This is a genomic window from Mucilaginibacter sp. PAMC 26640, from assembly GCA_001596135.1.
GTDB lineage: Bacteria > Bacteroidota > Bacteroidia > Sphingobacteriales > Sphingobacteriaceae > Mucilaginibacter.
In genome coordinates, this window is the sequence record CP014773.1 from 2,598,287 (window position 1) to 2,611,441 (window position 13,155).

A 13,155-nucleotide genomic window follows, 5' to 3' on the forward strand; every position below is an offset into this window, starting at 1 on the left:
AGTATTTAGATTTAATTTGTTGATTTATTGACAATGCAAAGTTGCGTCAGGCCTTGAATATTAGTCGGTTAATAAATGGTTATAAACGACAATATCCGTTTGCACGCGTTTGCAAACGGATGAGTAATTGGCAGTTATATACGCATTACACCCAAAAAAATACAGGTGATGTTGTGTATTGTATTAAATAAAAACAAGAACATTGTGCTATTGATAGGATGTAAATTGATAGAATATTATGGCACAAGGAGTTAATGAGATGACCGATGCACAAGTTTTAGCACAACTTAAGCTAAGGAAATTGAAGTTGCGTATGGAACTGGATAGAGTAGAGATGGCTATCAAGGCGTTTGAGAACATCAAAGCTATTAGTGTGTTGGATGCTCTGCCCTATATGGTGGATGACCCTGACGAGATTGTATTTGATGATTCAGTGATGGAGGCAACATTATTCTATAACCCGTCTATGAGTGCGGAGAAGAAAGTGTTGTATGTGTTGAGCAAAGTACAGTTTGGTGATGCCGCTGCTATTACTGAATACATATTGCGGATTGATGGGCATGTTAAGCATGCTGATAGGTTTTACAGCCGTATTACTTATGTGTGTAGCCGTATGTTTAAGGCAGGTAAGATAGTTGCAGAGAAGCAAGGGAAGAAGAACATATACAGGTTGAAGTAAATAGAATGGTTATTAATTGTGCTACATTTAAGTCTTAACTGTGTCTATTGTCAGTAGTAATAAATAAAGTAGTAAATCATTCTATACAACAAGATGTATATATAGATATACTTATAACCTAATAATTTAACAGTTATAAGTGCCACTTAATAACACTTTGTGTTGCTCTTTCGTAACCCCTTATTTTATTTTAAATATTATTAGGATTATTGAAACCTATCACCGTATCTTTGGAGAACATTAACATCCGAGGCAATGTACAATCAATCATTTATAGAAGACTTAATAGCGAAGCGTAATTTGCTGTTAGACCAAGTGCAACACATTGAGGCAATAATATCTTTTGCGAGTGTTGATCCAATTAATTACAGTAGCAGTGATACATCAAAAACTGAAAGAAAATTAGTTTCAGGTGAAAAGATGCCTTACAACCGAGATGATAGTTACCAAAAAAAGATTGCAGGTATATTAAAGCAGTATTCTCGTTTCCTGTCAATAAGCGAAATGGCTAACATAGTTAATGCTTTTGAAGCAAAGATTTCTTTAGAGGAAGCTAAAAAGGGTTTGGGAAGTGCTAAAAATCTATTGTTAAAACAAGGCACACTTACTAAAGTACAAGTAGGCACTAATAATAGCAATACATTTTATGGTAGTGTAGCATGGTTAGACGAAAACATGCAACCAAAGCCAGAGCATATGTATGATGAAAACGCTTTACAAGTAAAGCAGACTATATTAATATAAAATTTAAAAAACCGCTTTGCTGGATGTTTCCGAGGCAATTAGCAAAGCGGTTTGAAAAGTTTGGGTGATTATGTTATCGAGAGAGATTCCCTCTAATCATCCGTAAAACAGGTAAACTGGGTGTTTAAGCCCATGATAGCAGGGGGTAAAGCTTGAGCGCAGAGGCCCCCGCTCCTGTTTTTATATCTACTTCAAAGGTAAGTAGAGTAATTTAATTATACAAGTTTATACTTACTAAGATGCAATTAGGCAAATCATTACCATTCCGCACTATCAACGATGTTGCAATACACTTTCAAAAAAAGGAAACCTGTATTGAATACCTAACTCAATTAAGATGGGCAGGTAAAACCATTTGCCCGTTTTGCAAGCACGATCATGTGTACGAGTTGAAAGGCAAGTATGTACGCTACAAGTGTGCCGCTTGCAGGAGGCATTTTAGCGCCATTAAAGGCACTATCTTTGAAAAGAGCACTGTACCCTTGTCGAAATGGTTTATGGCTATCTTCATCCTTACAACGCACCGTAAAGGCATATCATCAGTACAAGTAGGTAGAGATATTGGCGTAACTCAAAAAACCGCATGGTTTATGATGCAACGCATTCGCAATGCTGTTAAAATGCAATCCTTTAATAACCCGAATAAGTTAGGCAATGATGCACCAGTAGAGGTTGATGAAACATACATAGGTGGAAAGCCTGGAAATATGCACAAGAAAAAAAGGGAACTAATTGAGAAAGTAGGTTTTCAGCGTAAAATAGCCGTAGCAGGTGCAATAGAAAGAGGTGGCGAAGTTAAACTTAAAGTAATTGATGCAACTGATTACGCTAACATTATCCCATTCTTAGTTAAGTCAGTACATCAGGGATCTAAGTTAATGTCTGACGAGCATGTTGCATACGGTACGATGGATAGGTTGTATGAGCATCAAACTATCAAGCATGTACTAAAAGAATATGTACGTGGTGATGTACATACCAATACTATAGAAAACTTTTGGAGCGTGCTTAAAAGAGGTATCTATGGCACGTATCATTTTATCAGTACTAAGCACGTACAAAACTATTTAGAGGAATTTGCTTTTAGATTTAATAGCCGACACATTACAGAGGCACAACGCTTTGATAAATTAGTATCTTTGTCAAGTCACCGCATATCTTACAAAGCGTTAACTAACCATGGCAAAGGAAAAGAAAAAAAAGCAAGTTAAGCCCAAAGTAGACAAGCATCCTGAGCAAGTAATGAACGGATTTAACATTCCGTTTGAAAATTTAATGGAAGTTTTGGTTAACCCTAACACAGTTAAAACGGTGTTAGACTACAACCCCAAAGACAAGAAATGAACATATTTTTCTTGCATGTAATAAAATTACATTTTATTTACTATTTATAATTTTTATAAATAGCTATTTTAAGGCCCTGCAATGTACATTTGTACATTTTGCATATAGTGGTATACAAAGACACTAATAACTTAGTATATCGCATGTAATTGTTCCTATTGACAATTGCAACTACAAAACACTGGTATCTTTACAGTTATTAAGGTATCAATGCCTTTTTTTCATATAAGTCCTTTGTTTTCAATATTGAAACTAATTCATATGTTTGTGCGTAATCGTATAGAAAGGAATCAAAATGGAAATCAAAAAAATCGTAATATCGCCAAGCAACTCAAAGGCTATTGCATTCTTTGAGGATTTGAATCGTAAGAAAGCGGAGACATTCAAGAAAATCGAAAACCTTTCGATGTTTAATAAAGTAAAAAAGTCTAAGTAATTGCCCGATCAGTATTACTCATACGCGGAGGCCGAAGATCAAGACGGCAGTTTTTATTATATATTTACCACCTCCGATAAATCGGGATATACTGTGTATTTCAAAATGGATGAATACACAGATTATGTAAACGATTTTCCTCTATTATTGCAGAAAGGCTTTGCTTTTGGATTCCATAAAAAAGAATTCGTTGCTGATTCAAAAAAATCAAAAGACCCGATGGTTTTTGAGACTATTTATAAAATAGCATTGGATTTTTTAGAGCAACAAGGTATTGAAACTGTATTGCTATATCATTGTGATGCAAATGATGGTAAGCAAGCCTGTAGAAATAGACTTTTTGAAAATTGGGCCAAGGTATCACATGAAAGAAAAAACTTCATTAAGCACTCAATAGAAATTGTTATAGGGGATGACACCGCCGAAAAAAAGGATATGTATTTAGGCTTTTTAACGCTTTTGGAAAATCCTTTGATAGATGAGGTGCGCAATGAATTTGAAGAGTTCTCAATTTACCTAATAACGCCGAAAGAATAACTTTTTAAGCCACTTGGTAGAGTGGCTTTTTTTTATACTTTAAAACCTATAGCCTTTATGAACGAAATAGAATTAATGCGAGCCGCAATTGATTTAATGCAAACCACAAATGATTTAATGAGTAAACGAATAGATACTCTTGAAAAAATAATTGATATCTACTCTGCACGGTTTGAATCATTAGATAATTTTTGTTTAGGTCAATCGGAGCATTTAGTATTAACTATGGATAGGTTGACAGACTTAGCTGAACGGGTTAATAACCTATAAAATTCATTAAAGTAAACTTGTAGATAGTTACCAAAAAAAAAAATTTGGCATACAAGTGGCACAACTTAATTTTAGGAGCATGAACCTTATTAAAATTGAAGATGCTTTAATTAGCCGCGAATTAGACCCGATTCAACTAATTGTATTTGTTACTCAAAAGGATGACGAAGACCAATTACTCAGCATATTAGGAGAGTACATTAGCCTTGATCTTATTAAAGATCTTCATGGATATATAACAATAAATATCAAATCGCAATCTGGACAAGTTTTCCCGTATGACACTGGACAAACACTTGAATCTTACCCGCCTTTAAATCGCATAAATTCAAGTTCCTTAAATCAGTGGACAGTTGGATATGACCTTGAAGGCCAGATAATTTTAAAGCTTCCTGCACGTGGTTTAAAGCCTCTAAAATAATTGGATTTGATATAATCTCACCGCCCTTATTTTTTGTATTACGATAAGGATCAATAAAACAAGTTTGACCAATATCATTTAAAAAAAAGTCACTATCATTCTTGTTATCACTTGCCATACCTAATTCTATTTTTAGACAAATCTAAAAATTAATTTAGACAACTAGAAACCCTTGGGTTACATAGGTATATAAATGCCGAGTAATTACCTAACTTTATAAGATGATTGCCGAAAGAACCTGTTTAGACTGTGGCGACAAACTACAGGGCCGCGCTGATAAGAAATTCTGTAACGATCTGTGCCGCAATAATTACAATAACCAATTAAACAGTAACAGCTATAATCTGGTACGGAACATCAATAATATCCTGCGCCTAAACCGCCGCATCATAGAGGAGCTAAATCCCACCGGGAAAACCAAAATTACGAGGGATAAGATGCTTATTAAAGGGTTTAACTTCGATTATTTTACAAGCAGCTTTAAAACCCAGGCTGGTTCACGCTACTTTTTTTGCTATGAGTACGGCTATCTGCCACTTGATAACGACGAAGTGTTGCTGGTGAAGAGTAAGAAAGAACTCGCGAAATTGATAGAGTAGTTTTTGTATTAACTCATAACAACTTCATTAATAATGCACTAAAAAACTAAACATCTTCAAATTCCTGAGTGCTGCGTGTTTGCCGTTTGGTAGCCAGCAATCCCAGGCTCATGATAACGCTGGTACCCAGTATCACCACAAATAATAAACCCGTACCAACATTTGGAATTTTCACAGCAGCAGGCAAATTGTAGTAGAGCAAAACGCTAATCAATCCCCTTGGCACAAGCACCAGTTCGGGCAGCAAGCTTGTTTTTAAAACGCCTTTAATATACAGAAACCGCACGAGGTATATCAATATCAGCACCATGCCCCCGTTGATGATCACCGACAAGTTTTGCAGCTGAAACAGGTCCATGGTATACCCAAAGATCACAAAGAAAAAAGTACGCATCAGGAAGGCACTTTCTGCAGAGAGTTGGAATAATTGTTTAATATCATGACCAAGCGTTGGATAAATAAAATGTCTCCGAAACCATGTGAAATTAATTTGCCCGGCATTATTTAAAAATAAGCCAAGCGCCAGTACGATGATAAGTGATGACAGATGTTGAGATTGACCAATGCAGTAAACAAGGATTAGTATGGCAATAATTAAAAATGATTTTACATGGTGGGTTAAGCGGCCTATTAAATAAAGTAGGAGCAGGCAAGATGCAGCCGCCACTACCAATATTAGTATCAGCTCGATACCCAGCGTAGCAAAAGAACCAATGTTAATACTATTGTTATTGCTCAGCATAAAATTGAACAGGATAACGGTAAGGATATCTGAAAAAGAGGATTCATAGATGATGAATTCTTTCTTGTCCTTACTCATGCCGGATGCCGACGGAATAGCAATGGCAGAACTCACGACACAAAAAGGTATGGCATTGATAAAGCATTTATAAATACTTTCGCCGCTGATATACCAAAAACCTGTTGTAACAAGCACGGCAGTCAGCAGCAGGATCGTTAATGCCGAGAGAAACGACTTTTTGATAATAGCATTTTTGCTTTTGCTATATTTCAGTTCCAGCGAGCCTTCAAAAACGATAAGGATCAATCCAAGTGTACCCAATGCGGGTAATATGGCGTTGAAATTGAACTTGGATAAGCCGAAATAATCAACAATTAACCTAATACCGATGCCTAAAACGAGTAACAGGATGACAGAAGGGATTTTTGTTTTCCCAGCTATTAAATCAAAGAGATAACTGAAAATAACCAGTCCGCTAAGGATGATGAGTGTTGTATAAGTGGTCAAATTATTGGGCGATTAGGGTTAACGCAATAGTTGATCAAAGTAACCTAACGCAAATTAGCTATAAAAGTTCATAGCAAAGTAATTTGTACGGTTTTAGCCCCATATGACAAAACAGTGAGCTGCTGATTAGTGTTACTTACCATATTTGCAACAAATAAATTATTATGGCGCATCTTTTTTCCCCGCTCAAAATTAAAGGTATCGAACTAAAGAATCGTATAGTTGTATCGCCGATGTGTGAATATTCCAGTACAGATGGTTTTGCAAATAACTGGCATCTGGTGCATTTAGGTGCCCGCGCCGTAGGTGGTGCCGGTTTAATAATTACTGAGGCCACTGCAGTATCTCCGGAAGGCCGCATTTCTTACGGCGACTTAGGTATTTGGAAAGATGAGCAGATTGCAAAGCTGAAAGAGATCACTAATTTTATTGAAGAACAAGGTGCATTTGCGGGGGTCCAGTTGTCTCATGCCGGTGGAAAGGCAAGTCACGAGGTGCCTTGGAAAGGAGGGAAGGAGATTGCTGCTGAACACGAAAATGGCTGGGAGGCCCTGCCGCCAAGCCCTATTGCATTTACGGCTTCAGAAACCGCCCCGCTGGAGCTGGACAACGAAGGCATCGATAAAATAATAGCAGATTTTCGGTCGGCGGCTGTACGCTCTTTAGCTGCCGGTTTTAGGGTTATTGAGTTGCATGGCGCGCACGGCTACCTCATTCATGAGTTTTTGTCGCCTTTAAGCAACCAGCGTACCGACGGTTACGGCGGATCCTTTGAGAACCGGATTCGGTTTTTGTTAGAGATTATAGCCGCAGTACAAGAAGTTTGGCCGGAGGAATACCCTTTATTTGTGCGCATCTCTGCAACCGACTGGACAGAAGGAGGTTGGACGATTGACGATTCGATAGCAGTGGCAAAGGTGTTGCTGGATAAGGGCGTTGACCTGATAGATTGCTCTACCGGTGGCAACGTTGCAGGCGCTAAAATCCCGTTGAAGCCGGGCTATCAGGTGGAGTTTGCCGAAGCTGTAAAAAAGCAGGTTGATATTTTAACAGGGGCAGTTGGGCTGATAACCGAAGCTAAACAAGCCAATGAAATTATAGAAAGCGGCCAGGCAGACGTTGTATTACTTGCCCGAGAATTGCTGCGCGATCCTCATTTTCCGCTTCGCGCTGCACATGAGTTGGGTGTGGAGACCAAATGGCCTTCGCAGTATGAGAGGGCACAGTGGTAAGCTATAAATAATTTTTTCTCCATTAATTGTTTACACTGATCGCTGCCCGTATTTGAGCATAATTTGTAAACAATATCATAACAGCAAAAATTTTTGATCAAGACAACATATTACTAAATTCGTAAAACTCTAAAAACAAATACTATGAAACGTACAGCAAATGCACATTGGAACGGCACCTTGCAAGAAGGTAAAGGCGAGATCACTACCCAGAGCACTATTCTTAACAAAACACAATATTCTTTCAAAACCCGCTTTGCGGATGGTATCGGTACTAATCCGGAGGAGCTGATAGCTGCTGCACATGCAGGTTGTTTCACAATGGCAGTTGGCGCGGCATTAACTCAGCAAGGTATTACCCCTGGTGACTTAACCACTGACGCTATCCTGGATCTGGATATGCAGGCATTGGAGATCAAAGGCATCCACCTGGAAATGAAAGCATCTGTAATTGATGGTGTCGACGAAGCTAAATTTAAAGAAGTTGCAGAAGGTGCTAAATCCGGCTGTATCATATCTAAAGCGTTAAGCGTGCCAATTACCTTAACTGTTACTTACGCGTAACGCATAGTTAACTTTATTGGATAAGTGGCGATGGTGCAAACCATCGCCACTTATGTTTGTACCATAGATTAGATAAATATCATGCTCAATACATCCCGGTCACGTATATCACTCACGCTCACATTTGCGCTGGTAATCATCGGCTTTTTGGTTTTCCTGTTCTTTTATATCAAGCATCAATTTACCACCACCCGTAGTGAAATTACGGAAGATGTAATGGTGTCACGCATTGTATCAATGGGGAAACTGGAGTTAGTTAAATATGCCATGAAGGATGTGGTAGAGAAAAAAGAATTGCATATGATTCTCCCTGATTCACGGGTTTTATTTGTTGCGGTAGGGGAGGTAACTGGCTGTATCGATCTCACCAAGGTACGGAAAGACGACATCTCGCAAACCAAGGATAGCGTATGGGTAACCCTGCCTAAGCCGGAGATCTGCTATGTAAAGATCGATCATCAAAAATCAAAAGTATATGATGTGTCGGGGGTGTGGTTTCCCGATAAAGCAAAAGATATGGTGGAGGACGTTTACAAAATTGCCGAAGCGAAAATGCTGAACACTGCCCGGGAAATGAATTTGCTAGGCAAGGCACAGACCAATGCTGATCTGATCTTCAAACCATTTTTGGAGAACGTTTCAGGCAAGAAGGTTACTTTGAAATTTAAATAGTAACTGAAAGGATAGGTTAGTTTATTTCCAATATATTTATGGTTCACAATTACCCATAAATATGATTCCAAAATTCACTAAACTTTTAGCAATTACAGCTATAGGGGTGCTATGCTCTGTGTGCGCTATTGCACAACCCCGCCTCCCGAAAGGGTACTTCTGGAAAAAGATGCCGAACGGCCTTGAAGTTGTTGTTATAGAGAATAGTAAAGTGCCCTTAGCAACTATAGAAATAGCGGTTAAGAATGGCGCTTATACCGAAGGCCCGGAGTACAGTGGCTTATCGCACCTGTTCGAACACATGTTTTTTAAGGCTAATCGGGATTATCCCACCCAGGAGAAATTTCTGAAACGCACCCAGGAGTTGGGCGCCATATGGAACGGAACCACTAACGTAGAGCGTGTAAATTATTACTTTACATTCGATAGGGATAGTTTGAACGCTGGGTTAAAGTTCATGAACTCGGCTATTCGTTTCCCCATTTACAGGGCCGAGGACATGCAGAAGGAGCGCCCAGTGGTTGATGGCGAATTTCAGCGTGCAGAGAGCAGCCCTTACTTCCAGCTATATTACGAAACCAATAAAGCACTCTGGGGCGATCTTATTACCCGTAAAATGCCCATTGGTGTGCACGAGATCATTAACACCGCTACACCGGAGAAGATGATGATCATTAAGGATAAATATTATTTTCCAAATAACAGCCTGTTAACCATTTGCGGGGATGTTAAGCACGAGGATGCTTTCAAAAAGGCAGAAGCTATTTTTGGCGACTGGGCCAACAGTGGTTTCAACCCGCATGAAAAGTATCCTATTCCGCCGTTCAAGCCGCTGGCAAAGAGCGACGCCTTTGTTAAAGAAAGTACCATTGCACAAACGCCTTACATGAACTTTGCATGGCAGGGCCCGGCTTATATCACGGATTCTGCAAGTACCGTTGCGGCAGATGTTTTTTCCTACATCACAGGGCTCAACTCGAGTAGATTACAGCAGGCATTGGTTGATAAAGGTTTGGCATCTTCGGCAAGCATCAGTTACACCACATCACATTATACCGGTGCGGTTACCTTATTTGTTGTACCAAATCCTAATAAGTTAAAAGAGTGTTATGACGAAACTTTAAATCAGATAAAGCAGTTTGGAAAAGCTGATTACTATACTGATGAACAGTTAACGGATGCGAAAGCCATACTGTTGCGCAACCAAAGCCGCGAAATGGAAAAGCCAAGCAGTTTGCCTAGTCAACTGAGTTTTTGGTGGTGCAGTGCTTCGTTTAATTACGGAACAGACATTACCGGCAACTACCAAAAAGTTAGCCGTGCCGATATTGCAAAATATATCAGCACTTACATTACCGGCAAACCTTCAGTGGCGGGGCTCATCATCAATCCCGAAACCAGTAAGGCAACAGGTGCACAAACATTTTTTGTTGCCATTAAATAACCTAATCCTATTTAATATGAAAAAGATCAACTTATTTGCGCTGCTGATTGTGGGAGCGCTATATAATACCAACAGCGCCAACGCACAGCAAAAACCTTATGAAACTACAGTGAGCGGCGTTAAAGTAATTGTGCAGCCAAGTGGTAACGATATCGTGGAGATTCAAACGGTGATAAGGGGCGGGGTGCAAAACTATCCGGCCGAAAAAATGGGCATTGAAAGTATGGCCATTAGCGCTCTAACCGAGTGCGGTACGACTAAGCATGACAAAAACAGCTTTAAGAACTCACTGGATAAAGTTAGCGCCGAACTATGGGGTTACGACACCAAAGAATACGCCTTGATCCGCATGAATTGCATTAAAAGCGATTTTAACACCGTTTGGCCGCTTTACGTGGAGGCGATTACCCAACCTGCGTTTGACCCCAAAGAATTTGAACGCATCAAACAGGATGCTATCAACAACCTTAAATCTAACGATGCACAACCGGATGCCGCTATCCAAAAATATGCGGATAAAGTTGCATTTGCGGGCCGCGATTACGCCAAGGACCCCGACGGTACCGTTGCGATACTACAAACCCTTACCGCTGCAGAAACAAAAGCATACTATAATAAGATCCTCACCAAGTCCCGGATGATTATTGTGGTAGTAGCTGATTTGCCTAAAGCGGACATTGAAGCCAAAGTAGCTGCTATGCTGGCTGGTGTGAAGCAGGGTGCGCCGTTCGAAGCCAAGAAATCATTTTTCAGGGCTTACAAGAATACCTTTTCTGCGGAAAAACGCGATCTGGCGACTAATTATGTCGAGGGCATCACCAGCGGCCCAACACCCGGTACGCCGGACTACAATGCCTTTAATGTGGCCATGCGCATATTCGCCGACAGGCACTTTTTAGAGGTACGTACCAACAATGGTTTATCTTATGCGCCGCAGGCCTGGTTCAATACCGGCAATACGGCAACGGCCCGGTTTTCGGTTTCTACCACACAGCCGGATAAATATATCGCTGTATTTGATAAACTGGTTGATAAGGTAAAAACCGAGGGTTTTAAGCCGGAAGAGGTTGCTGATATGAAGGTAACTTACCTAACCGGTTTTTACTATAAGAACGAAACCAACCAGGCGCAGGCCGCGTCGATGGTGTCTAATGAGGTGCTGCATAACAACTGGATGCGGTCCGTTACCCTGGTAGATGATATTAAGAAACTGACGCCGGAGCAGGTAAGCGATGCTTTCCGCAAATACATTGGCAACATTATTTGGGTATACCAGGGCGACCCGTCAAAAGTCAACCCGTTGTTATTCACAAACGGAACGTTGGATAAAGGTGGAAGTCCGGTGAGCCATTAGTGGTTAGGCCATGTAAATTGGCTATTGCCGATAGAAAGAAATATTAAGCAAAAAGCGCCCGGAATTGAATCGACTCCGGGCGCTTTTTGCTTAAATAAGGTTAGGGTGTTTCACTCCGCGAATGTGAATCACCTGAATCATCAATCCTATTGATTATCAGGAACTTGCACTTTTTGGTGAAACGCCGTTTTTGTTATGCTCTAAATGTAACAATCTCACCGTCAATGATTTGCTTAATTTAAAAATGGATTGAGATTTGCATGAATCACCTCCGATGAATCACCCCGGCAACTAGGTCTCTTGCTGAAAAAGTTTATATTGTTTGCTGATTGATCCTGCCGTAGCTATACAATTTTTGCGACCTATTTTATTGTTTTTCATTTGGCACCACTACCTTTTGGCGGTTGCGGTTGCCCCAGCGCTGGCCCATGTGCCTGGTTGGGATGTTATCGCCCAGCAGTTTGCCCCATGGCTTGAGGTCGTCTATCCGGTCGAAAATGATTTTTAACACCGCAACAAATGGGATAGAAAGGAACATGCCCGATAATCCCCAGAGTTGGTTACCCAGCAATACCACCACTATCGACATCAGTGCGTTGATCTGCACTTTTGAAGATACGATACGCGGCACCAGAATATTATTATCAATAAACTGGATCACGATATACGCACCGATCACGCCTAATTGTGTAGAAAAGCCATCTTTAGTTACCGTAGCCATTAATACCGGTAAAGCTATGGCCACAATACCGCCCAGGTAGGGGATCAGATTCAGAATCGCACCGATACAGCCAATCAGGATACCGTATTTTACGCCCAGCAACATCAGCGCTGCAGAATTCATGACAGCCACTATCAGCGTTTCTATCAAAAGGCCCACGATATAGCTTTGTATGGCCGCTTTGGTTTCTGATAATACCTCGGTAACTTTTTTGGAGTTTTCTTCGGCAAAAACCTCATACAGAAAATTGAGGATCAGCGTTTTATAAAGCAGCATAAAGAAGATATATACCGGCAGTAAAACTACTATACTTAAAGTACCCAGCAAGCCGCCAAGGGTTTTGCCCAGCATGGCCTGGCTGTTGCCCAGCGCTTCTTTCACCATTTGATCCTGCTTGGCTATGGCAACTCCAAAAGTTGCCTGGATCCAGTCTTTAAAGTGTATGCTGATCTCGCCGAACTTCTTCTTCAGCATGGGCAGCGAATCGCCGAACTGTACCATTTGTGTCGACAAAAAATAAAACACCGCTACAACCACCAAAATGGCTATCAGTAAAGCCACCCCAATAGCCACACCCTTGGGTATTTTCATCCGCTCGAGCCGGTTTACCAGCGGATTGAGCAACACGGCGAGAAACGCCGCAAAAGCAATCGGGACTAAAATATCGGTAAGCGTAGCCAGGCAATACACCAGCAGAACCAGTCCAAACAGCACCGCAGTGGCCTGGATGTAAAATGGTTGGTCTTTAATTTTTATTGAAGGCATGTAAGTGTTTTTTCATCTTAAACACAAAAGGAGTTGGCGGGAGAATTGTTTGGGTTTGTAATACAAAAAATCGCTGCTCGTTGAACAGACGTTTTGTGTCGGTTCGGGTGGCCGTTAAAAACCA

At 40.4% G+C, this 13,155-nt stretch carries 14 protein-coding genes; 12 read left to right on the plus strand and 2 right to left on the minus strand.

Annotation, left to right across the window (positions count from 1 at the left end; all coding sequences use genetic code 11):
• The first annotated feature begins 238 nt into the window (after positions 1 to 238).
• The 7 genes from A0256_11345 (at position 239) to A0256_11375 (ending at position 5,030) form a co-directional block, all read left to right on the plus strand.
• A complete protein-coding gene (locus A0256_11345; protein AMR31975.1) occupies positions 239 to 679 on the plus strand; it encodes a hypothetical protein in 441 nt (146 codons plus the stop codon).
• A gap of 255 nt (positions 680 to 934) precedes the next feature.
• Positions 935 to 1,423, plus strand: coding sequence for a hypothetical protein (locus A0256_11350; protein ID AMR31976.1), 489 nt, complete (start codon positions 935 to 937; stop codon positions 1,421 to 1,423).
• 239 nt (positions 1,424 to 1,662) lie between these two features.
• A complete protein-coding gene (locus A0256_11355; protein ID AMR31977.1) occupies positions 1,663 to 2,634 on the plus strand; it encodes a hypothetical protein in 972 nt (323 codons plus the stop codon).
• 569 nt (positions 2,635 to 3,203) lie between these two features.
• Positions 3,204 to 3,740, plus strand: a complete 537-nt coding sequence (locus A0256_11360; GenBank protein AMR31978.1) for a hypothetical protein — start codon at positions 3,204 to 3,206, stop codon at positions 3,738 to 3,740.
• Between the two features lie 57 nt (positions 3,741 to 3,797).
• Complete coding sequence (locus A0256_11365; GenBank protein AMR31979.1) at positions 3,798 to 4,010, plus strand: hypothetical protein; 213 nt, start codon at positions 3,798 to 3,800, stop codon at positions 4,008 to 4,010.
• Positions 4,011 to 4,089: 79 nt separating this feature from the next.
• A complete protein-coding gene (locus A0256_11370; GenBank protein ID AMR31980.1) occupies positions 4,090 to 4,431 on the plus strand; it encodes a hypothetical protein in 342 nt (113 codons plus the stop codon).
• Between the two features lie 221 nt (positions 4,432 to 4,652).
• Entirely contained in the window at positions 4,653 to 5,030 is a 378-nt protein-coding gene (locus A0256_11375; GenBank protein ID AMR31981.1) for a hypothetical protein, read from the plus strand.
• Between the two features lie 46 nt (positions 5,031 to 5,076).
• On the opposite strand, the gene A0256_11380 is transcribed toward A0256_11375, so the two are convergent.
• Complete coding sequence (locus tag A0256_11380) at positions 5,077 to 6,279, minus strand: sodium:proton antiporter (protein AMR31982.1); 1,203 nt, start codon at positions 6,277 to 6,279, stop codon at positions 5,077 to 5,079.
• A 164-nt stretch (positions 6,280 to 6,443) separates the two neighbouring features.
• Between A0256_11380 and A0256_11385 the strand changes: the two genes are divergently transcribed.
• The 5 genes from A0256_11385 (at position 6,444) to A0256_11405 (ending at position 11,545) form a co-directional block, all read left to right on the plus strand.
• Entirely contained in the window at positions 6,444 to 7,511 is a 1,068-nt protein-coding gene (locus A0256_11385; protein ID AMR31983.1) for an oxidoreductase, read from the plus strand.
• Between the two features lie 144 nt (positions 7,512 to 7,655).
• Entirely contained in the window at positions 7,656 to 8,075 is a 420-nt protein-coding gene (locus A0256_11390; protein ID AMR31984.1) for a peroxiredoxin, read from the plus strand.
• A gap of 81 nt (positions 8,076 to 8,156) precedes the next feature.
• Positions 8,157 to 8,747 (plus strand): hypothetical protein, encoded by a 591-nt coding sequence (locus A0256_11395; GenBank protein AMR31985.1) that lies wholly within the window; start codon positions 8,157 to 8,159, stop codon positions 8,745 to 8,747.
• A 61-nt stretch (positions 8,748 to 8,808) separates the two neighbouring features.
• Complete coding sequence (locus A0256_11400) at positions 8,809 to 10,191, plus strand: hypothetical protein (GenBank protein ID AMR31986.1); 1,383 nt, start codon at positions 8,809 to 8,811, stop codon at positions 10,189 to 10,191.
• A gap of 16 nt (positions 10,192 to 10,207) precedes the next feature.
• Positions 10,208 to 11,545 (plus strand): hypothetical protein, encoded by a 1,338-nt coding sequence (locus tag A0256_11405; GenBank protein AMR31987.1) that lies wholly within the window; start codon positions 10,208 to 10,210, stop codon positions 11,543 to 11,545.
• A gap of 367 nt (positions 11,546 to 11,912) precedes the next feature.
• Here the strand turns inward: A0256_11405 and A0256_11410 are convergent, their stop codons facing one another.
• Positions 11,913 to 13,022 (minus strand): AI-2E family transporter, encoded by a 1,110-nt coding sequence (locus A0256_11410; protein AMR34517.1) that lies wholly within the window; start codon positions 13,020 to 13,022, stop codon positions 11,913 to 11,915.
• Between the last annotated feature and the right edge of the window lie 133 nt (positions 13,023 to 13,155).

Coding starts and splice junctions, on each gene's coding strand:
- A0256_11345 (AMR31975.1), top strand. CDS start 239: ATGGCACAAGGAGTTAATGAGATGACCGATGCACAAGTTTTAGCACAA.
- A0256_11350 (AMR31976.1), top strand. CDS start 935: ATGTACAATCAATCATTTATAGAAGACTTAATAGCGAAGCGTAATTTG.
- A0256_11355 (AMR31977.1), top strand. CDS start 1,663: ATGCAATTAGGCAAATCATTACCATTCCGCACTATCAACGATGTTGCA.
- A0256_11365 (AMR31979.1), top strand. CDS start 3,798: ATGAACGAAATAGAATTAATGCGAGCCGCAATTGATTTAATGCAAACC.
- A0256_11370 (AMR31980.1), top strand. CDS start 4,090: ATGAACCTTATTAAAATTGAAGATGCTTTAATTAGCCGCGAATTAGAC.
- A0256_11375 (AMR31981.1), top strand. CDS start 4,653: ATGATTGCCGAAAGAACCTGTTTAGACTGTGGCGACAAACTACAGGGC.
- A0256_11385 (AMR31983.1), top strand. CDS start 6,444: ATGGCGCATCTTTTTTCCCCGCTCAAAATTAAAGGTATCGAACTAAAG.
- A0256_11390 (AMR31984.1), top strand. CDS start 7,656: ATGAAACGTACAGCAAATGCACATTGGAACGGCACCTTGCAAGAAGGT.
- A0256_11395 (AMR31985.1), top strand. CDS start 8,157: ATGCTCAATACATCCCGGTCACGTATATCACTCACGCTCACATTTGCG.
- A0256_11400 (AMR31986.1), top strand. CDS start 8,809: ATGATTCCAAAATTCACTAAACTTTTAGCAATTACAGCTATAGGGGTG.
- A0256_11405 (AMR31987.1), top strand. CDS start 10,208: ATGAAAAAGATCAACTTATTTGCGCTGCTGATTGTGGGAGCGCTATAT.